A 20,577-nucleotide genomic window follows, 5' to 3' on the forward strand; every position below is an offset into this window, starting at 1 on the left:
CTGTGGGGGAGCTATAGAGCCTGCCTTACATCTGCCCTTAAAAAATCAGAACCCATCATCACAACAGAAACCAACCAAAAAAGCACTCTGGGTAAAGCCTATTCCCCATCAATTGTAAAAATTAATTAGCAAAGCTATTTTTAAAAAAACTTTTCCGCTGTATTCTTTTATACAAAATTTCTCTTCAACCAATGCTTTGATAAGCATATTATTTGACGGAAAGAAAAATCGTATCTTTAATATTTTTCCAACTCCTCAATTATCCCTTACCCCCTACACAGGAGTGCCAACTGTGAATAAGAAAAACTACCTATCGCGCCGCTACGTTCTCCGCGCGCTGTTAGCCACAACCGCCTTTGGAGTTACCTCAAAATTTGGCACCGGCTGCACATCAACAACACAAACAAACGCCGCTTCCACATCCACAGCCGGCCAAGAAAAACCAATAACAATGGGCTTCATTTATGTAGGGCCAAAAGATGATTATGGATACAATCAAGCCCACGCCGAAGGGCGAGCCGGTGTCGCCAAATTACCCTGGGTAAAAACCGTCGAAGAAGCCAACGTACCCGAAACCACAGCCGTTCAAGAAACCATGCGAAACATGATTGAACAAGACGGCTCCACCGTAATTTTTCCCACATCATTTGGTTACTTTGATCCCCACATTTTAACAATCGCCAAAGACTATCCAGAAGTACAATTTATCCACTGCGGCGGACTGTATCAAGAAGGAATACATCCCAAAAACGTCGGCAGTTATTTCGGCTATATAGACGAAGCTCAATATATTGCCGGCATCATCGCCGCCCACGCATCAAAAACAGGAAAACTTGGTTTTATTGCCGCAAAACCCATCCCCCAAGTTTTGCGAAATATTAACAGCTTCACCCTGGGCGCACGCAGCGTCAAACCAGAAATTATTACCCAAGTAATCTTTACCGGCGACTGGGCATTGCCGGTCAAAGAAGCCGAAGCCGCTAATAGCATGGCCGACCAACAAATCGACGTTCTCACCTCTCATGTAGACAGCCCCAAAGTAATCGTAGAAACAGCCGAAAAACGGGGAATTTTTAGCAGCGGATACCACGCCAACCAAGCAAGCCTTGCCTCCAAAGGCTTCCTCACCGGCGCAGAATGGGACTGGACAAACGTTTATTCCAAATATGCCGAAATGATCAAAGAAGGCAAAACCTTAATGAACGGAGGAATCCCCCACATTGTGCGCGGCGGTTTAAAAGATGGCTTCTTGAAAATCTCCCCCTATGGCACCGCCGTCAGCGAACAAGCAAAAAAAGATGCCGAAACCGCTATTGCCAAATTTAAAGACGGCTCAATGGTCATTTATAAAGGCGAAATCAAAGACAACACCGGCAAAATTGTCATCCCCAACGATAAACAATTTCAACAACAAGACCCTGAATTAGAAAAAATGAATTGGTTAGTTTCTGGAGTTTTGGGAAAAGTTAGCAGTTAAGCCATCAAACTCATGTTAAATACCTTGAAAAACCACTGGGAAGCCGTTTTACTTCCCCTCAGCGCCATTTTATTTTCCCTGATTTTATTTGGCATTTTTTGCACTTTGGCCGGTGCTAATGCCTTTGAAGTCTATGGCTCAATTTATAAAGCAGCCTTTGGCAGTTGGCATTCCTTTCAAAACACCTTAATTCGAGCCGCCCCCTTAATGTTAAGCAGCCTTTGCACCGCCCTACCGGCACGTTTAGGACTGGTAATAATTGGCAACGAAGGCGCTTTAATTGTCGGCGGTTTAGGAGCAGTCAGTGCCGGTTTAGCCTTGGCAAATTTACCCCCCTTAATAGTTCAAATAAGCATGGCAATAGCCGGCATTATCGCTGGGGGATTATGGATCGCAGCCGTTGGAGCCTTGCGTCACTATCGCGGAGTCAATGAAACCATCAGCAGCCTGCTTTTAAACTACATTGCCATTGCCTTTTTAAATCATTTAGTGGGCGGGCCAATGAAAGATCCAAGCTCATTAAATAAACCCTCCAGCTATCCCATCGCCGAGTTCAACTTGCTGGAAAAAATCCCCGGAACTCGCGTTCATTATGGCTTAATTTATGGCTTAATTGCCTGTGCTATCGCCTACTTTTTAATTCAACGTACAACATTTGGTTTTGCTGCTAGAACCGTTGGCGGAAACATTCGCGCCGCCAAAATAGCCGGTTTGCCGGTGGGAAAAATCACGATAGCAATTTGTTTTTTAGCCGGCTCCTGTGCCGGTCTTGCTGGTATGGTAGAAGTGGCTGCCGTACACGGACGCGCCAGCGAATCCCTCAACGCCAACTATGGTTACAGCAGCATTTTAGTTGCATTCATTGCCCGGCATAACCCTCTGGCTGCAACAGTTGTAGCCATTTTATTAGGCGGTATTCTTGCCAGCGGAGGTATATTACAAAGAGCGCATAATTTACCCGATGCCACAGTTTTAGTTTTTCAAGGATTAGTATTTTTAGTGGTTTTGTTTAGCGAATCGCTCTACGGTAGATTAGAACTATTTAAACAAAAATCTACTCAAATACAAGCCGGGCCGGTGTAACACAAACAGGAGAAAAAAACAATGACAGAAGCAATCGGCTGGTGGGGCGTACCCCTAGGAATATTAGCAGGAACCTTGCGAGGTAGCGCACCTTTTTTGTTTGTCAGTTTAGGAGAATGCCTAACAGAAAAGAGCGGCAAAATTAACCTAGGACTTGAAGGAACTCTCCTCACCGGCGCCATGAGTGGATATGCCATATCCTACCTCACCGGCTCCCCTTGGTTAGGCGTACTTGGCGCAGGAATTAGCGGCATGATATTAGGCATAATTTATGGCATAATTTCCCAACAACCACGAGTTAATGACATCGCCGTTGGCATCGCCATGATCATTTTTGGTAGCGGCATCGCCTTCTTTTTTGGTAAACCCTTTATTCAACCCTCAGCCCCCCAATTACCAGCCCTAGAATTTGGATTTTGGAGCAACTTACCCCAACTACAATCAGCCTTAAAAATATGCCCACTTTTTCTCTTAGGAGTCATCCTTGCACCCCTAATGCAATGGTTTTTTCGTAATACCCGCTGGGGGTTATATATCCGCGCCGCCGGTGATAATCCTGATGCAGCAAAAGCCCTGGGAATTTCCCTCTTTAAAGTCCGAATGTTTAGCATTATTAGCGGCAGTTTTCTAGCAGGAATTGGCGGCGCTTATCTCTCTCTTTATTATCCGGGGAGTTGGACAGAACGCATCTCTAGCGGACAAGGATTAATGGCTGTTGCTCTCGTTATTTTTGCTCGTTGGAACCCCATACAATGTTTATACGCCTCCCTCTTATTTGGAGGTGCCCAAGCCATCGGCCCCACCTTGCAATCGGTTGGTGTAGAATCCAATTATTATTTATGGAATGCCTCGCCCTACATTCTCACCTTAATTATTATGATTTTTACTTGCTCACCTAAACGAACCTTAGCCGGTTCCCCTGGCGCTTTAGGTGCAGAAAACCGCTGAAAATTTCTTGATTTTTACCCGGCAAATAGAAACCGTTTTTTTATAAAAATGCTGGTTTTTAGCCATTAATACTGATGAAAAACCCGGTTTCTGCTCTCATGCTTAACTCTAAGACAATTTAACCCCTTAATCCAGCCATGAAACGCTTTGTCAACTCCGATCCCTACCCCTATCCTTACAACGGCGACTTACGCCCAGAAAACACCGCCATTATCGTCATAGATATGCAAACAGACTTTTGTGGAAAAGGCGGATATGTTGATAAAATGGGCTACGATTTAAGCTTAACTCGCGCACCCATTGAACCAATCAAAAAACTCCTAGAAATAGCCCGGATCAAAAAATATCACATCATCCACACCCGTGAAGGGCACCGGCCAGATTTATCAGACTTACCCGAAAATAAACAATGGAGATCCCGACAAATTGGCGCCGGAATTGGCGATCTTGGCCCTTGTGGGAAAATATTAGTGCGAGGTGAACCAGGATGGGAAATTATTCCCGAACTCGCTCCAATTGCCGGTGAAACAATCATCGATAAACCCGGAAAAGGCTCGTTTTACGCCACAGACTTAGACCTAATTCTTAAACGCAAAAACATTCAAAATTTAATCTTCACCGGCATCACAACAGACGTTTGTGTTCATACCACCATGCGCGACGCCAACGACCGAGGTTATGAATGTTTATTGCTTTCCGACTGCACCGGCGCCACCGATTACGGAAACTACTTAGCCGCCCTCAAAATGATTAAAATGCAAGGCGGAGTTTTTGGAGCAGTTGCCGAATCCCAAGCCTTTCTTGACGTAATTAAAGAGAATTAAAAACCCAGGAAAAACAAATCATGGAATCAACCCAAACCTTAACACAAAATTCCGCTTTTGTCAACAACAATAATGCCTTAGTTCCCCCAGAATTAGAAGTTATTGGAATGACAAAAAAATTCGGCACATTCACCGCCTTAGATAACGTTCACCTGCACCTTAAACCTGGAACATTCCACGCCTTACTCGGTGAAAACGGCGCAGGAAAAAGCACCCTTGTTAAATGTATTATGGGGTTTCATCCAGCCACCACCGGCCAAATTCTCCTCAACAAACAACCCTCCAAAATCACAAACCCCCGCAAAGCCCACAAATATGGAATCGGCATGGTTTATCAACATTTTACCTCCGTGCCGGCCATGACCGTTGCCGAAAACTTAATTCTCTCCCGTCTTCAAACATCTAACCTCATTAACTGGAGAAAAGAAAACGAAAACTTGAAAGAATTCATGGCATTTTCCCCCTTTCAACTGCCCTTAGAAATACCCATTTGCCAATTAGCAGCAGGGGAAAAACAAAAACTCGAAATTCTCAAACAACTTTATCTAAACAGCCGCATTTTAATTTTAGATGAACCCACATCAGTCCTCACCCCCCAAGAAGCAGACGAAGTATTAGGACTGCTGCGAGAACAAGTAGAAGACGGAAAATTAAGCGTTTTAATGATTAGCCATAAATTCCGCGAAGTTCGCAACTTTGCTGACGAAATCACAGTATTAAGAAAAGGCAAATTTGTCGGCACCGGCCTAGTCAAAAACCTCGACGTTTCCGACATGGCAAAAATGATGTTAGGAGAAATCAGGCCGGTGCAAGAAACCGTCAAAATTTCCCCATCAAACCCCGCCCCCATTTTGCAAATCAACAACCTCCACAGCGACAAAGATAACGGATTAAAAGCCATTTCTAACATTAACTTAACCGTTCAAAGCGGAGAAATTGTTGGCATCGCCGGCATATCTGGAAACGGACAAAAAGAACTCGTTGAAGTGTTGGCCGGTCAGCGTCAACCCACCTGCGGCGAACTATTAGTCAACGGCGAAAAATATACCGCCACTCGTGCAGAAATGTTTCGCCACAAAGTTTTTACCCTACCCGAAGAACCCCTAAAAAACGCCTGCGTTCCTAACATGAGTGTCGCCGAAAATTTAGCCTTGCGAACCTTTGACCGGCCCCCCCAAGCCCAAAACTTTTTATTAAACTTACCCAAAATCAGGGAAAGGGCAATCAATTTAATACAAACCTTTGCCATTAAAACCCCCACCCCAGAAACCCCCATCAGCAACCTTTCCGGCGGTAATATTCAGCGAAGCGTTTTAGCAAGAGAACTTTCTGATCCAAACATCAAACTTCTCATAGCCGCTAACCCTTGTTTTGGTTTAGATTTTGCAGCCGTCGAGTATATTCATAACCAAATAATCGAAGCCAGAAACCGAGGTGTAGCCGTTTTATTAGTCAGCGAAGACTTAGACGAACTTTTCAAACTTGCTGATAAAATTGTCGTGATGAGTGAAGGCAAAATCGTCTGGGAAACCCTGACAAATCAAACAGATATATCTACTCTTGGTCAGCGGATGGCAGGACATTAACCATCTGCAAAAACCCAGTGGGGCAGGCATCTTGCCTGCATTTTTAGATATCTTCAGTCACTATATTAAAGTTAACTTTTTCACCTATTCCCCCCCAAAAAAAACTATAAAACCACTCTTATTAAGATTTATCTTCACCCCTAATTACTACGATTTCAAATTTGCGAAAAGCACACTTATATGATTTCAATTCCTGCTCAACCCTACAACTATGAACTCCCCGATCTCCAAAAAGTTGCCCTGGTTATTATCGATATGCAGCGAGATTTTTTAGAAATCGGTGGGTTTGGAGAAAGTCTCGGCAATGACGTCAGCCGGTTGCAAACAATTATCCCTACTATCCAACAATTATTAACCAGCTTTCGCGGCAAAAATCTCCCCATTATTCACACCCGCGAAGGACACCAACCCGACTTATCAGACTGCCCACCTTCTAAAATAAATCGAGGTAAAACCACCTTAAAAATTGGAGATACAGGCCCAATGGGACGCATTTTAATTTTAGAAGAACCAGGAAACAACATCATCCCCCAACTGCAACCACTCCCCGGAGAAATAGTCATTTCCAAACCAGGAAAAGGCGCATTTTATAAAACTTTTTTAGAACACTTATTGCGAGAAAAAAACATCACCCATCTGATCCTCACCGGCGTCACCACAGAAGTTTGTGTCCAAACCACCATGCGCGAAGCCAACGACAGAGGCTTTGAATGTTTGCTAGTAGAAGACGCCACAGAAAGTTATTTTCCCCAATTTAAACAAGCCACCTTAGAAATGATCACCGCCCAAGGGGGTATCATCGGATGGACAGCAACCGCCCAGCAAGTTTTGCAAGCCTTAGAAACTTGAAAAAAACAACCATCCAGCATCAAGACAACAGCCCCCATCTGCAAGCGCCAAGCCCTCAATACCGGCCTGATCATTTACCAAGAAAAACTTATCCTCTAGCATACCGTCCCAAGGCATTCTTGGCCGCCTACACATCACGGCCCACCAGAGAGAAAAATATCTTTTTCAAAAACGCGGTACAATTCACATCGAAGGAAAAATGGAAATGCTGACTTATCTTTGGGCCGGCATCCAAAACCTTTCACTGAGTACAAGCCTCATTTATCCCCTTTTTAAACTTATCCCAATCGCCAAAAACCGGCTTTCTTTTGACGCGCACCTTGCGATCAAAGGAGAAGGATTTTTTTGCTAAATTTTCCAAAATATAAATATTTCTACTTTTTTATAAGCAATCAAAAATCTCCTTTATAATTAAAACCTAAACTTTCCCCAAATCTACCTTGCAACAAAACCCAGCACGTCTCGTCCCTCTCGAATTAAAAAACAAAACCAAAAAATTCAAGAGAGCCAAAAACAGATGAACGATAATAAAAAAGCCCCGGTCGTCATTTTAATTGTAGATGACACCTTAAACACCATGAGCTATGATTTAACCAAATTAGGCTTTGAAGTGTTGACAGCCAGCGATGGAGAGAGCGCCATAAAAAAAGCCCAAAAGGCAAACCCAGACATCATTCTTTTAGACATAATGAGGGAACATACAAATGCCTTTAAAACCTGCAAAATACTCAAAGCAAATTGTTTAACAAAAAACATTCCTGTCATTTTTATAAGTGCCTTTTGCGAAGTCGTAGATAAAGTTCAAGCCTTTAAAATAGGGGCTGTTGACTATATAACAAAACCGATTCAACCAGAAGAACTTTTAGCCCGGATCAACAACCACTTAAACCTCAGTAAGCTCCACAAAAACCTAGAAGATAAAAACCAAAAACTTCAACTAGAAACGGTGAAAAAACAAAAAATCGAAGCCACCCTCCGAAACCAAATCGTCCGCGAACGAATCTTAGGCTCAATGCGAGAGCGAATCAGACAATCTTTAAACCTCCAAGAAATTTTAAAAACCACCGTCGAAGAAGTCCGCAAATTTTTACAAACAGACCGCGTACTTATTTATCAATTCCAAGAAGATTGGAGTGGCATAGTAGTCGTAGAATCTGTTAGCAAAAAAACATTTTCTATCCTTAATAAACAAATCACAGACCCCTGTTTCGGCGAAAACTATATAAAGCCCTACCGCCAAGGCAAAATCCACAGCACCAAAGATATCTATAAATCAAATTTACAACCATGCTACATCGAATTTTTAGAACAATTTCAAGTTCGCTCAAACCTAGTAGTACCTATCCTTCAAACAGATAGTTTATGGGGACTCTTAATCGCCCACCACTGCACAGAACCGCGAACCTGGCAAAACTTAGATATAGACCTACTCAAACAATTTTCCTCACAAATTGCCATCGCCATTCAACAAGCCCAACTTTACGAACAACTCAAAGCAGCCAACCAAGAACTCCATCGTTTAGCCAGCCTAGACGGGCTAACATTATTAGCAAACCGGCGAAAATTTGACCAAATTCTCAGCCAAGAATGGCGACGAATGGCAAGAGAAAATCAACCGATATCCTTAATTTTATGTGACGTCGATTGTTTTAAACTCTACAACGACACCTACGGACATCAAGCCGGTGACGACTGTTTGCGACAAGTTGCACGCGCCATGAGTAGCACCATCAGCCGGCCCGGAGATTTAGCCGCTCGCTACGGCGGAGAAGAATTTGCCATAATTTTACCCAACACCGACCAAACCACAGCCCTCAAAACCGCTGAAAACATCCGTCTCGCCATAAAAAACCAAGCCATCCCTCACAGCAAATCTCTGATCAGCAAAATAGTCTCCCTAAGTTTAGGTACAAGCACCCTCATTCCCCGGCTTGACACCAGCCCAGACAAACTGATCACCCTCGCAGACAAAGCCCTTTATCAAGCAAAACAGCAAGGACGAGATCGCGTAGTAGCCGGCATGATAGAAGAACTCAGCAGACAAGAATAGACTTTATCTAAACCAGTCCCACCGCAACTGATCGAACGCCCCTACCCTTCTTGTCCAACTGTGCTACCATCTGGGAAAAATATTCCCCCCTATTAAAAATCTAATGGGCAAGGTTCTAGTCCTGAACGCCTCCTACGAGCCGCTCAACATCACCAGTTGGCGGCGAGCGGTCGTTTTGTTGCTCAAAGGAAAAGCCGAACAAGTCGAGCATAACGGCAAATACCTCTCTGCCGAATTTCCCCTGCCGACAGTGATCAGGCTACGCTACTACGTTCGTGTCCCTTACAAAGAAATTCCCCTAACCCGCCGGAACATCTTGCACCGAGACGGCCACACTTGTCAATATTGCGGATACACCGGCGACGACCTGACCCTCGATCACGTCCATCCCCGTTCAAGAGGTGGCCCTGATACCTGGGAAAACATTGTTACCGCCTGCGTGCGCTGCAATGTCAAAAAAGGCAACCGTACCCCCAAAGAAGCGAATATGCCTCTCGATAACCCACCCCGCCAACCGTATAGCGGTCTGTACTTTGAGGTGAGCAAACACCTAAAAAACGGACACAATGACGAATGGCAAAAATACGTCATCGGTTCCTAGTCCCCGGTCGTTGAAAAAACGCTGGGGGCTTTTTGCTATAACCCATACTTTTACTTTTTTTGGAGGTGTCTGCCGACTTACCCGTATTCGGCAGACCCACATTTCCGTAGGCGCTTTTTTTTGTCAAGATCAAGAATAGGAATTTGAGATAGTTTTTAAATAAACTATAAAATTTCAAATCTAAGATCACAAATCAATCAAAGTCATCTACAAATCTCCTTAAATACGGTTTTCTTCAGCCATGCCATCTTCTCATTCACTCTCAACAGCCAACCAAGCCACAATGGCATCTACAACAAAACGTCCCACTGAGCATAACAACTCTGCCGCCTCCGAACCCGAAACGGCAGAAGACGCTGACCCACTAGCACCCACCGTTCTTGAAACTGCTATCATCGTCAAAACACCGTCTACTAATAGCATCCTGCCCGTAGCCCAGTCGCTCGACAGCAAACTGGAAGCTCTGCGGCAAACCCTCCACCGGCACCGAGGGGAACGTCAGCTTATCATCCTCCAAGACTTCCCCGACCCTGATGCCCTTTCCGGCGCCTGGGCCTATAAACTCATTGCCCAGCAATACGGCATTGTCTGCGATATCGTGTATGCGGGAGCGCTGTCTCACCAAGAAAACATCGCCCTTGTTAAACTCACCGGCCTCCCTGTCACCCGCTTGGCGGTGGAAACTGCCAAAAGAAAAGATTTATCCATTTATCAAGGCTGCGTACTGATCGATAACCAAGGCACTACCAGCACCCTCACCCCCCTCATCCAGGCTGCCAAGCTACCAATCACGATGATCATTGATCATCACACCCAACAAGGCAACACTGAGGCCGAGTTTATTGATATCCGCCCCCATATTCGCGCTACTGCTACTATTCTCAGCCAATACCTGCAAGCCGGCCTGCTCAAGTTTGACAATCAAATTAATGATCATGTCAAATGTGCTACTGCTCTGATGCACGGTTTACGCTCTGATACTGATGCTTTGCGCCAAGCTCAAGAAGAGGATTTTTTAGCGGCTGCTTTTTTGAGCCGGTTTTATGATAGCCAATTACTAAGCGCTGTTTTGCAAGCTTCTCGCTCTAAGCGGGTTATGGATGTGATTGAGCGAGCTTTGCATAACCGAATGATACAAAATAATTTTTCTATTGCCGGTGTTGGTTATCTCCGATATGAAGACCGCGATGCCATCCCCCAAGCGGCTGATTTTCTGCTAACTGAAGAAAATGTCCATACTGCTGTTGTTTATGGCATTGTCCATGATGAGGATCAAGAATTGGAAGTTGTCACCGGCAGTCTCCGCACTGATAAGCTTACTTTAGATCCTGATGAGTTTATCAAAGAGGCTTTTGGACAAGATGCTCATGGCCGGTTTTTTGGCGGTGGTAGAAGTCAAGCCGGTGGTTTTGAAATTCCTATGGGTTTTCTTTCTGGTTGTAATGAAAATAAGGAGTATGCTCGTCTGAAATGGGAGGTTTTTGATATGCAAATTAAACAAAAGCTTCTTGAGTTGGTTAATCCTGATACGAGTTATCCTCATCATTCAGATTAGAATCTTGCTTGCTAGGGGAGGTTTTTATTTAACCGCAGATAAACGCAGATAAACGCAGATGGGTTAATTGTTTGTAGTCTGGGTTAAATAAACTTTTTCTACCCAATTTTATCTCATCCGCGTTTATCTGCTGTTAATATATTATTCAAGTTCTTTTTTGATTGGTTCGGTAATGGTAATTACGCTAAAAACTGGGCTTTTTCTTAGTTTTTTAGTGGCGGTGTTATCTTTCGTGCCCTCGCTTTGAAAAAAAGCCTATAGATCACAATAGTAAGTTAAGTATTACCAACCCTGAGCTATGAAACTTTATCTGATCCGTCATGGCATTGCTGCTGATCCCGTAGAATACGAAAAAGACGAAGACCGGCCTTTAACTGAGGACGGTAAGCGCAAAACCCAAAAAATCGCTAAACGCTTGCGAGAGTTGGATTTGCAGTTTGATTTAATCTTGACTTCCCCGCTGGTACGGGCAAAGCAAACGGCAGAATTGCTGAAAAATGCCGGTTTATCTTCTAAACTAGAGGAATCGATTTTTTTGGCGACCAATGGAGATATTCAAGGCTGGTTTGATTGGCTTTTGAAGTGGCAGGCTGCCGGTGGTGATTCTCTGGCTCTGGTTGGTCATCAGCCAAATCTGGCTAATTGGGCGGAGTTGTTGGTGTGGGGAGAGGTAAAAGAAAAGCTGGTTCTTAAAAAGGCTGGCATTATTGGCTTAATTTTGCCTCAAGATGGTCTGCCGTTGGGCCGGTGTGAGATGTTTTGGCTGACTGCTCCTAAGTTTCTCATCGGCTAGGTCTGTTGTTTTTTCTGAGATGTGATAAATCTTAGGGGGCCGGTTTCTACAATTGCCGCTTTTATCGCATGATAGTTCTTCCTTATCAGGTTTAGCATATCATGTCCGGGGCGGAGTTGTCAAGCAAAATCTCTCTTCTTAAAGCCGGTTTTTTTAATAAACTTGGTTTCTGAGATGTGATAAATCTTAGGGGGCCGGTTTCTACAATTGCCGCTTTTATCGCATGATAGTTCTTCCTTATCAGGTTTAGCATATCATGTCCGGGGCGGAGTTGTCAAGCAAAATCTCTCTTCTTAAAGCCGGTTTTTTTAATAAACTTGGTTTCTGAGATGTGATAAATCTTAGGGGGCCGGTTTCTACAATTCCAGCTTTGATTAGATGATAGTTCTTCCTTATCAGGTTTAGCATATCATGTCCGGGGCGGTGTTGTCAAGCAAAATCTCTCTTCTTAAAGCCGGTTTTTTTAATAAACTTGGTTGCTGAGATGTGATAAATCTTAGGGGGCCGGTTTCTACAATTACAGCTTTGATTAGATGATAGTTATTTCTGAGCAATTTTACGAAAACATATCTGGTGGACGGCTGATCTTGTAAAAAGATTGTTTTGAAACAGAAATCAGGTCTTCGGTTTCTGGTAACTTAACCTGTATATTAGATACACGCAAAGGGTAAGCCATGAGTGTCGCCAGTGAAGTTAAGACCGGCTTTGAATTCAAGCCTGGGTTAGAAGGAGTACCAGCAACCCTATCCAGCATCAGTTATGTAGACGGAAAACAAGGAATATTAGAATATCGAGGCATTCCCATAGAAGAGGTTGCTCTTAAAAGCTCGTTCGTTGAAACCTCTTATTTATTAATTTGGGGCGAACTGCCGACCCAAGCAGAACTGGCAGAATTTGAACACGAGATCCGCTATCACCGGCGCATCAAATACCGTATTCGGGACATGATGAAATGCTTCCCCGAAACCGGCCACCCAATGGACGCCCTCCAAGCCAGCGCCGCCGCCCTGGGACTATTTTACTCGCGCCGGGCCCTTGATGATCCTGCTTATATTCGCGCAGCAACCGTCCGCCTGCTGGCCAAAATTCCGACAATGGTTGCAGCATTTCAAATGATGCGGAATGGTAACGATCCGATCCAACCCCGCGATGATCTTGACTATTCTGCCAACTTCCTGTATATGCTCACGGAACGGGAACCCGACGAACTGGCAGCCAGAGTGTTTGATGTTTGCCTAATCTTACACGCGGAACACACGATCAACGCTTCTACATTTTCCGCCAGAGTCACTGCCTCCACGCTAACCGATCCCTATGCTGTGGTAGCATCAGCAGTTGGAACCCTAGCCGGCCCTCTACACGGCGGTGCCAATGAAGAAGTCATCGATATGCTCGAAGAAATTGGCAGCGTTGAAAACGTCCGCGCTTACGTTGACAAATGTGTGGCCGGTAAATCAAAAATCATGGGCTTTGGGCACCGCGTTTATAAAGTCAAAGATCCGCGAGCCACCATTCTGCAAAGCTTAGTGGAACAACTGTTTGCTAAATTTGGCAGCGATAAATACTACGATATCGCCCTTGAACTTGAAAAAGTCGTAGCCGAAAAACTCGGTCATAAAGGCATTTATGCCAACGTAGACTTTTACTCTGGTTTAGTCTACCGAAAACTAGGCATCCCCACCGACTTATTTACACCGATTTTTGCTATTGCACGGGTGGCCGGTTGGGTAGCGCACTGGAAAGAACAACTCGGAGAAAACCGCATTTACCGGCCTACTCAAATTTACACCGGCTCGCACAATGCTCCTTATATTGACATGGAAAGCCGTTAACGCTTGTATCTCATGCTTTTTTAACGCAGAAGTTGCAGAGGTTGAACAAGAGGAACTTAGATAGAGTCTATTTAACTTTTCTGTGTTAACCTCTGTGTTCCTCTGTGTTAAAAAACATCCTATGAAACTAAGCAGCTTTAACTTTCTTTTTGGCATTTGGGGTCAACGCTTAACCGCCGCTGTGTTGCTAGGCGGTCAAGTTCTCGTCCATATTATTCAGGGTAAAATTCACCGCCGCAATACCCTTGACCAAATGGCCGCAGTTGGCCCAGAATCTCTTTCTATTGCTTTGATTACTGCTGCGTTTGTTGGTATGGTGTTTACAATTCAGGTAGCACGAGAATTTATTAATTTTGGCGCTACTAAAGCAGTAGGTGGGGTTTTGGCGATTTCTTTGGCCCGCGAACTGGGGCCGGTTTTAACTGCTGTAGTTATTGCCGGTCGGGTTGGCTCGGCTTTTGCCGCCGAAATTGGCACCATGAAAGTGACCGAGCAAATTGATGCGCTTTATATTTTGAAAACTGATCCGGTTGATTATTTAGTAGTGCCGCGTGTGATTGCTTGCTGCATGATGTTGCCGGTTTTAACCATTTTATCTCTGCTGACCGGGATGGCCGGCGGTTTACTTGTGGCCACAACTTATTACGGCATTTCTCAACAAGTTTTTCTTGAGTCTGCTCGCAATTTTCTCAATGTTTGGGATCTAACGAGTTGTTGTCTAAAAGGTGTTTGCTTTGGGGCTTTGGTGGCTGTGATTGGTTGTAGCTGGGGTTTAACGACAACGGGAGGTGCAAAAGGTGTAGGACAATCTACTACCGCTGCGGTTGTTACCTCGCTTTTGGCCATCTTTATTAGCAATTTTTTCCTTTCGTGGGTAATGTTTCAAGGCACCGGCAATGCGGTTTTGTAACGATTTTTGAATCTGACGCTTTAGAATTAAAAAGAAACCAAGGCATTTTAAAAACATGACCATCAGCACTTCTTCTGTCAATGCGACTCAAACCGTCGAACTGTCCCCCAGTTACGCGATCCCCCTGGTTTTGGTCATTTCTTCGGTTCCCTTCTTTGTTATTCAACCTTGGGTGGCTGGGTTAATTTCTTTGTTTGGCTTGTTTTTGATGATTCAGAGCGCCACAATTCGCCTAAAATTTACCGATACCGCTCTTGATGTCTACCGTTCTGATAAGCTAATTAGACGTTTTCCTTACGCAGAATGGGAAAATTGGCGCGTTTTTTGGCCGGCCCTTCCAATTTTGTTTTACTTTAAAGAGGTTAAAAGTATTCACTTTTTGCCGGTTTTGTTTGATGCAAAAATGCTGCAAGTTTGTCTCGAACAACGTTGTCCACGAAAGTAATTTGAGTTTTTGGCAGACGTGATACTATTTTTTTAAGGAGGTATCACGTTTTGCATTTTCAGGTAAAATTGTTGGGATTGGTAGAAATTTTTGAGACATGAAACTAGATATGATTGTAATGGTGTCTTTTTGTTGTTTTTTTTTCAACCGCAGATTAACGCAGATTAACGCAGATAGGTTAATTGTTAAACCAAATTTGGGATGAAACGCAGATGAAGGCAGAAAAACGCTGAGAGAAACAATGCTTTTTTGGCTCGGCCAAAAGGTTATTTAGGCTTTGAAATTTTTGCAATATTGAGATTAGATGTTATGAGTTCAGATCACGAAAATCAACAAGAAAATGTTTCGGTGCCAGAAGAAAGCGAAAATTGGCCGGCAGATGAACCAGATGGCGAAATGATGCCTATTGGTAAAGAAGAAACAGTGCCGACAGATGAATATGATACGGGAATAATTACTGCTAGTGATGAGGATACAGTGCCGGCAGATGAACCAGATGCGGAAACTATTCCTGCCGGTGAAGAGGAAACTGGGGCAATAAATCAACCGCAGGCAGAAAATATTGCTGCTAATAATGAGGAGGAAATTTCTCCACTGGTGCCGGTGGAAGCAACAGAAAATGCAGCAGCTTTATTAGCTCAAAGAGTAGCATCTTTGCAAGCACAAGAAGAAGAATTGCGAAAAGAAGTAGCTTCATTGCAAGCAACGAGAGATCAATTATTAGAGTTACAAGTTGAAACGCAAACTGCTTTAGGCCGGCTGGTAAAAGAAGGTTTAAGCGAACTAGAACAACGCAAACAAGCGCTGCAAATTACTGTTGAACAATTGGAACGTCGGCAAGAACGCATTCGCCAAGAAATGCGGACAACTTTTGCTGGGGTTTCCCAAGATTTAGCAATTCGCGTTCAAGGCTTTAAAGATTATTTGGTAGGCAGTTTACAAGATTTAGCAAGTTCAGCAGAACAATTAGAATTAGCGCCTCCCCAAGCGCCGCCAAAACAACAACAACCACAACAAACGGCCAGAGAAACAAGAGGAGATGACCGCAAAGCGTCGTCTCCAAAATTTGCCGAACAAGCGTTTCAAGACCAAGCAAAACAAATTCGCCGCATCATAGATCAATATCGCAATACGCCTGATTATTACGGCCCGCCTTGGCAGTTGCGCCGCACTTTTGAACCCATTCATGCGGAACGAGTTTCTAACTGGTTTTTCAGTCAAGGTGGACGCGGTGCTTTGCGTTCTATGGGTAGCAGGTTGCAGAATATTTTGGTGGGTTCTTCGGTGATTTCTGTATTAAGACAAGTTTATGGAAATCGTTTAAGAACTTTAGTTTTAGCCAACAGTCCGGAACGTTTAGGCGAGTGGCGCCGGGGTTTACAAGACTGTTTGGGTATTACTCGTACCGAATTTGGCCCCGAAAGAGGTGTGGTTTTATTTGAAGCGCCAGAACCTTTGGTGCAGAAAGCTGAAAGGTTGTTAAAAGAAGGTCAAATGCCGTTAGTTATTATTGATGAAACGGAAGATCAAATTAGCCTTTCTTTGTTGCAATTTCCCCTATGGTTAGCTTTTGCACCAGAACCGCAACAAATGCAGCCATCTATGCGCGATTTTTAATTAAAATCCCACAAAAACCGGGTTTTTTACAAAAATCCTTAATCTAAACCCGGTTGCTAAACAAATGACAAATGACAAATAACAAAGGACAAAAATGATTCTTTGGTTAAGTTTAAATCTTGGACTCTTACTTGCTGCTTATTTGCTGGGTTCAATTCCCACCGGCTACATAGCAGGACGCTTGCTGAAAAACATTGATATTCGAGAAGTGGGTTCTGGTTCCACCGGCGCCACAAATATCCTACGAACCCTTGGCAAAGGGCCGGCTATTGCTGTGCTTTTGGTTGATGTTTTAAAAGGGGCGGCGGCAATTTTATTAACTCGCTTAATTTATACTCAGGAATTTACTTCGGTTTTGGTTTCGCCGCCAATTCTGGAAAATTGGTTGCCTTGGATGGTGGTTGCTTCCGGCTTATTAGCGCTTTTAGGCCATAGTAAATCAATTTTTCTCAACTTCACCGGCGGTAAATCTGTGGCTACCAGTTTAGGCGTTTTGTTGGCGCTTTATTGGCCGGTTGGGTTGGGAACGTTAGGCATTTTTGGGGTAGTTATCGCGCTTTCGCGGATTGTTTCTTTGAGTTCAATTATTGCCGCAATGGGTTGTTCTGTGTTGATGTTTTTTGCGGGTCTACCTTTGCCTTACTTGTTATTTGCTTTGGCCGGTGGGTTGTATGTAATTTTGCGTCACCAAAGCAATATTCAGCGACTCTTAGCGGGTACAGAACCGCGAATTGGGGAAAAGTTGCCGGCGCAAAAAGAACCCGAACAAAGCCCAGGAACTTGAAATTTTTGCTCGGATCAGAAAGGTGGGGCAGGCTTGTGATCCGAAGTTTCAGCGGTTTATAAAAGCTGTTTTTTGGCCGTATAAATTGAAGAGAAACCGCCCCTACAGAACCGAAAGGAGAAGTTAAATTTCCGGGGCAACGCCTTGTTCTTCCAGACAGCGTTTAAACTCAACTTCGGCTGGTGTTGGTTCGGGGTTATCGCTGGCTTTTAAAGCACCAACAACGCGTTTATTGCCCATTTTATCTAGGGGTTTATCGAGGTTGGCTGTTGTTTTATTATCGCCATTTTTGAGATATTTTCTGCATTCTTCCACTGCGCCAATGCGCTGCACTCTTTCTTTGGAAACCACAGAATCTCCTTGTGTGAGTTCGGTGGTGGTTCCGGGGGTAGAGGCATAGGCAAAAGAGCCGGTGAGACAAACCAAACTCAAGAGCAAGGAAAATAGGAGTGTTTTGGCAAGAACCGGCAAGCTTTTCTTGAAGTAAATCATTTTTAAAATCTCTTGACTTTTCCAATTTTAATGTTATGAAAAAGTCGTTAAAAACCCCTGTGCCTTAAGAGAGATTTTGGTGAGAAAGGCCGGATAAAGTAGCCGGCCCTAGCTGTTGAATTTTGAAGCTTTACTTTTTCTTATGCCCAGATTTTTTAAGGACTTTTTTAACTAATTCAGGAATTTGAGAAGGGCGTTCAGCCACCGGCACTTTCACATCTTTAAACGCGGCAATTTTACTTTCAGGGGTGCCAACTTCTGCGCCCACATCTCCCACCAAACCGGCGGTAATAATGGCGCCCGCATGACCCAAACGCCGGCCTTTAGGGGCATGAATTCCTGCCACATAAACAATCACCGGCTTATCAATTGCCTCATCAATATATCGGGCGGCTGCTTCTTCTCCTGCTCCGCCAATTTCGCCGACTAAAACTATCACCTCAGTTTTGTCATCTTCTTCTAAAATTTGTAACCATTGTTGAAAAGAAGAACCGACAATCGAATCACCACCAATACCCACACAAATTGATTGACCGATACCGGCTTCTGTGAGTTCGCGGGCAATTTCATAACTGAGGGTACCACTGCGACTAATTAAACCCACCGGCCCTGGGGTATAAAACTCGGCGGGATAAGTACCCAATAAAACTTTACCCGGAACAATCACACCCGGAGAACTGGGGCCAATTACCAAAGTATCTGTAGCCTCTGCCTTTCTAACCAGAGTTACCATATCCAAAGGAGGTACACCGGCACTTGTAATAATAATTTGGCGAATACCCGCAGCGATTGCTTCTTTGGCAGCATCTAAAACCAAATAAGGAGGCACAAAAATAACACTTGCATCCACCGGCCCAACTTCTGGCAAAGCTTGCTCTACCATATCAAAAATCGGGATTTCTTCAATAGTTTGGCCGCCCATCCCCGGACTAATGCCGGCGACAACATTTGTGCCGTAAGCTTTCATTAGGGCGGCGTGGGTTTGTCCTAGCGGCTGTCCGATTCCTTGAATAATTACTTTCAGGTCTGATTTAGAGTACATAAATGGCTAATTGGTGAAAAAGTGATAGGTGAAAAGGTAAAGACAAATTTTAAAGCCTTGCGAGGTCAACTGCTTTTTTTGTTGCCTGTTCTAAATCTTCCAAAAAATGCAATTTTAGTGTAGCTAATCGTTGCTTTAAATCTTCATCTCCGGCTCCAATCAAGCGCATAACAATATGCAAAGGAGTTTTGCCGCGCAGACTCACTTCTCTCCGCTTCACATAACTTTCAACAGCGGTCACGGCGGCTTCGCAGGCAATAGGGCTGCCGATAATATTCACCAAAATCACTTTAACTTTTTTATCATTGCCGACAAGTTCCAAACTTTGCTCGACATTTTCGCGTAATAATTCCGGGCTAGAATCACTGTAAATTACACAATTATTGCTTTCACAATAAGTCGGCCAAATATTTAAAAAACAAGCCGGATCTCCACCGGCAAAGCAAACTAAATCCAGAGTTGCCATTGTCAAACCGGCACCATTGCAAATAATCGCCACATTGCCATCAAGCTGAACAAAATTTTGGTTAAAAGGCAAAGCCGGCACATCTTCATGTTTAACTTGTTTAGCGATCATTCGTGCCAAAGTAGCAATTTCTGGATGCCGGCCCAAAGCTTCATCATTGGCGCTAATTTTGCCATCTAGTGCCATAACTTCACCGCTGGCGCTAATTCCCAAAGGATTAATTTCTACCAAATCTAAATCCTTATCTACAAACAAATGATACATTTTTTCAACCACCGCACTCACCGATTGAATTAATGCACCTTGCAGTCCCATTTTCACAGCTAAACGGCGGGCATAAAAAGGCGAAAATTGCCGGTCTACCACCACTTGCTGGATGCGATGAAAACTGGCTTCTGCCTCAATTCCACCCTCTACAGAACCCAATAAAACAGGCCGGCGGGCATTGCGATCTAAAACCACAGCTAAATAAAATTCGCGGTCAGCATTATATTTTGATTCAGCCAGTAAAACTTGGGGATATTCTCCCATAATCGGCAAGTTAAAAATAGTTTGGGCAGCCGCAACAGCATCGATGGTAGTTGCTACAAACTTAACACCACCGGCCTTTCCCCGTCCGCCGGTACGCACTTGAGATTTCAAAGCAATGGGGTAGGGAATTCTTAACCCTTTAAGATCGCTGGGGTGGTCAATTCTTTGGGAAGGCAAAACGGGAATGCCCATTTCTCTAAATAATTCTTTGGCTTGATATTCTAATAAATCCATAATTTTTGGTTATTGGTCTTGGATCATAAGGGAGGGTTTTTGGGAGTGGTTTTTAGGAGTGGTAGTTTTTTTATGTTGCCATTGCTAATTGCCCCTTGCCAAAGTTATAAATTGCTCGCTTTTGTAACTCAGCACTTATGGAATTGATTTTGTAGAAATTTTGCCGGTGGATAGCAGCTTGGATTTATACAAGGTCTTTTTCTGGATTTCCCATTAGAGCTTTTTTTAAACCACAGATGTACAGTAGCGCCGATGCTGTATCACAGATAGGGTATCTTTTGGGCATCGGATTTGGTATGACATCCAAGTTGGTATATCTTTTGTGGTGGTCATATCCGTTAGAACTGTTCAGCACTCCGGCAAGAGCGTGGGTAGCTGCGAGTCGCCACCTGATCTAGCTTATCGGAAATGATCGCCACCAAAACCAAACGAGCCGGCGATCAATTGTTGAGCCAGTA

18 protein-coding genes are annotated in these 20,577 nt (G+C 44.0%); 15 read left to right on the forward strand and 3 right to left on the reverse strand.

The window, feature by feature from the left end; all coding sequences use genetic code 11:
• Positions 1-292 precede the first annotated feature (292 nt).
• The 15 genes from NG798_RS00765 (at position 293) to plsY (ending at position 17,354) form a co-directional block, all read left to right on the forward strand.
• Positions 293-1,477 (forward strand): BMP family ABC transporter substrate-binding protein, encoded by a 1,185-nt coding sequence (locus NG798_RS00765; RefSeq protein WP_261219879.1) that lies wholly within the window; start codon positions 293-295, stop codon positions 1,475-1,477.
• Between the two features lie 12 nt (positions 1,478-1,489).
• A complete protein-coding gene (locus tag NG798_RS00770) occupies positions 1,490-2,560 on the forward strand; it encodes an ABC transporter permease (protein ID WP_261219880.1) in 1,071 nt (356 codons plus the stop codon).
• A gap of 21 nt (positions 2,561-2,581) precedes the next feature.
• Positions 2,582-3,508, forward strand: coding sequence for an ABC transporter permease (locus tag NG798_RS00775; protein ID WP_261219881.1), 927 nt, complete (start codon positions 2,582-2,584; stop codon positions 3,506-3,508).
• Between the two features lie 137 nt (positions 3,509-3,645).
• The gene (locus NG798_RS00780) at positions 3,646-4,332 is read left to right on the forward strand and encodes a cysteine hydrolase family protein (protein WP_261219882.1); all 687 of its coding nucleotides are present in this window, start codon (positions 3,646-3,648) and stop codon (positions 4,330-4,332) included.
• A gap of 20 nt (positions 4,333-4,352) precedes the next feature.
• Positions 4,353-5,918, forward strand: coding sequence for an ABC transporter ATP-binding protein (locus NG798_RS00785; RefSeq protein WP_261219883.1), 1,566 nt, complete (start codon positions 4,353-4,355; stop codon positions 5,916-5,918).
• A 180-nt stretch (positions 5,919-6,098) separates the two neighbouring features.
• The gene (locus NG798_RS00790) at positions 6,099-6,767 is read left to right on the forward strand and encodes a cysteine hydrolase family protein (protein ID WP_261219884.1); all 669 of its coding nucleotides are present in this window, start codon (positions 6,099-6,101) and stop codon (positions 6,765-6,767) included.
• A gap of 517 nt (positions 6,768-7,284) precedes the next feature.
• Complete coding sequence (locus NG798_RS00795; RefSeq protein ID WP_261219885.1) at positions 7,285-8,817, forward strand: diguanylate cyclase domain-containing protein; 1,533 nt, start codon at positions 7,285-7,287, stop codon at positions 8,815-8,817.
• Positions 8,818-8,920: 103 nt separating this feature from the next.
• Positions 8,921-9,418, forward strand: coding sequence for an HNH endonuclease (locus NG798_RS00800; protein WP_261219886.1), 498 nt, complete (start codon positions 8,921-8,923; stop codon positions 9,416-9,418).
• A gap of 241 nt (positions 9,419-9,659) precedes the next feature.
• A complete protein-coding gene (locus tag NG798_RS00805) occupies positions 9,660-10,973 on the forward strand; it encodes a bifunctional oligoribonuclease/PAP phosphatase NrnA (RefSeq protein ID WP_261219887.1) in 1,314 nt (437 codons plus the stop codon).
• Positions 10,974-11,271: 298 nt separating this feature from the next.
• Positions 11,272-11,766 carry a phosphohistidine phosphatase SixA gene (sixA, locus tag NG798_RS00810; protein WP_261219888.1) on the forward strand — a complete coding sequence of 165 codons (495 nt, stop codon included), beginning with the start codon at positions 11,272-11,274 and terminating at the stop codon, positions 11,764-11,766.
• Between the two features lie 674 nt (positions 11,767-12,440).
• The gene (locus NG798_RS00815) at positions 12,441-13,598 is read left to right on the forward strand and encodes a citrate synthase (protein ID WP_261219889.1); all 1,158 of its coding nucleotides are present in this window, start codon (positions 12,441-12,443) and stop codon (positions 13,596-13,598) included.
• 121 nt (positions 13,599-13,719) lie between these two features.
• A complete protein-coding gene (locus tag NG798_RS00820) occupies positions 13,720-14,508 on the forward strand; it encodes an MlaE family lipid ABC transporter permease subunit (RefSeq protein WP_261219890.1) in 789 nt (262 codons plus the stop codon).
• 55 nt (positions 14,509-14,563) lie between these two features.
• Positions 14,564-14,953 (forward strand): DUF3119 family protein, encoded by a 390-nt coding sequence (locus NG798_RS00825; RefSeq protein WP_261219891.1) that lies wholly within the window; start codon positions 14,564-14,566, stop codon positions 14,951-14,953.
• 309 nt (positions 14,954-15,262) lie between these two features.
• Positions 15,263-16,570, forward strand: coding sequence for a DUF3086 domain-containing protein (locus NG798_RS00830; RefSeq protein WP_261219892.1), 1,308 nt, complete (start codon positions 15,263-15,265; stop codon positions 16,568-16,570).
• A 94-nt stretch (positions 16,571-16,664) separates the two neighbouring features.
• On the forward strand, positions 16,665-17,354 hold the full coding sequence (plsY, locus tag NG798_RS00835; RefSeq protein ID WP_261219894.1) for a glycerol-3-phosphate 1-O-acyltransferase PlsY: 690 nt from the start codon (positions 16,665-16,667) through the stop codon (positions 17,352-17,354).
• Positions 17,355-17,477: 123 nt separating this feature from the next.
• Here plsY and NG798_RS00840 read toward each other — a convergent pair whose 3' ends face one another.
• From NG798_RS00840 to NG798_RS00850, 3 genes are all read right to left on the reverse strand, one after another.
• Entirely contained in the window at positions 17,478-17,846 is a 369-nt protein-coding gene (locus NG798_RS00840) for a hypothetical protein (protein ID WP_261219896.1), read from the reverse strand.
• Between the two features lie 130 nt (positions 17,847-17,976).
• The gene (locus NG798_RS00845; RefSeq protein ID WP_261219897.1) at positions 17,977-18,888 is read right to left on the reverse strand and encodes a CoA-binding protein; all 912 of its coding nucleotides are present in this window, start codon (positions 18,886-18,888) and stop codon (positions 17,977-17,979) included.
• Positions 18,889-18,937: 49 nt separating this feature from the next.
• The gene (locus NG798_RS00850; protein ID WP_261219899.1) at positions 18,938-20,119 is read right to left on the reverse strand and encodes a succinate--CoA ligase subunit beta; all 1,182 of its coding nucleotides are present in this window, start codon (positions 20,117-20,119) and stop codon (positions 18,938-18,940) included.
• Positions 20,120-20,577: the final 458 nt, after the last annotated feature.

It is taken from the genome of Ancylothrix sp. D3o (assembly GCF_025370775.1).
In the GTDB taxonomy this organism is placed as follows: Bacteria; Cyanobacteriota; Cyanobacteriia; order Cyanobacteriales; family Oscillatoriaceae; genus Ancylothrix.

Bases quoted from the DNA above. Each gene is read 5' to 3' on its own strand.
- NG798_RS00795 (WP_261219885.1), top strand. From the start codon at position 7,285: ATGAACGATAATAAAAAAGCCCCGGTCGTCATTTTAATTGTAGATGAC.
- NG798_RS00775 (WP_261219881.1), top strand. From the start codon at position 2,582: ATGACAGAAGCAATCGGCTGGTGGGGCGTACCCCTAGGAATATTAGCA.
- NG798_RS00830 (WP_261219892.1), top strand. From the start codon at position 15,263: ATGAGTTCAGATCACGAAAATCAACAAGAAAATGTTTCGGTGCCAGAA.
- NG798_RS00850 (WP_261219899.1), bottom strand. From the start codon at position 20,119: ATGGATTTATTAGAATATCAAGCCAAAGAATTATTTAGAGAAATGGGC.
- NG798_RS00845 (WP_261219897.1), bottom strand. From the start codon at position 18,888: ATGTACTCTAAATCAGACCTGAAAGTAATTATTCAAGGAATCGGACAG.
- NG798_RS00785 (WP_261219883.1), top strand. From the start codon at position 4,353: ATGGAATCAACCCAAACCTTAACACAAAATTCCGCTTTTGTCAACAAC.
- NG798_RS00815 (WP_261219889.1), top strand. From the start codon at position 12,441: ATGAGTGTCGCCAGTGAAGTTAAGACCGGCTTTGAATTCAAGCCTGGG.
- plsY (WP_261219894.1), top strand. From the start codon at position 16,665: ATGATTCTTTGGTTAAGTTTAAATCTTGGACTCTTACTTGCTGCTTAT.
- sixA (WP_261219888.1), top strand. From the start codon at position 11,272: ATGAAACTTTATCTGATCCGTCATGGCATTGCTGCTGATCCCGTAGAA.
- NG798_RS00780 (WP_261219882.1), top strand. From the start codon at position 3,646: ATGAAACGCTTTGTCAACTCCGATCCCTACCCCTATCCTTACAACGGC.
- NG798_RS00790 (WP_261219884.1), top strand. From the start codon at position 6,099: ATGATTTCAATTCCTGCTCAACCCTACAACTATGAACTCCCCGATCTC.
- NG798_RS00820 (WP_261219890.1), top strand. From the start codon at position 13,720: ATGAAACTAAGCAGCTTTAACTTTCTTTTTGGCATTTGGGGTCAACGC.
- NG798_RS00770 (WP_261219880.1), top strand. From the start codon at position 1,490: ATGTTAAATACCTTGAAAAACCACTGGGAAGCCGTTTTACTTCCCCTC.
- NG798_RS00805 (WP_261219887.1), top strand. From the start codon at position 9,660: ATGCCATCTTCTCATTCACTCTCAACAGCCAACCAAGCCACAATGGCA.
- NG798_RS00800 (WP_261219886.1), top strand. From the start codon at position 8,921: ATGGGCAAGGTTCTAGTCCTGAACGCCTCCTACGAGCCGCTCAACATC.
- NG798_RS00825 (WP_261219891.1), top strand. From the start codon at position 14,564: ATGACCATCAGCACTTCTTCTGTCAATGCGACTCAAACCGTCGAACTG.
- NG798_RS00840 (WP_261219896.1), bottom strand. From the start codon at position 17,846: ATGATTTACTTCAAGAAAAGCTTGCCGGTTCTTGCCAAAACACTCCTA.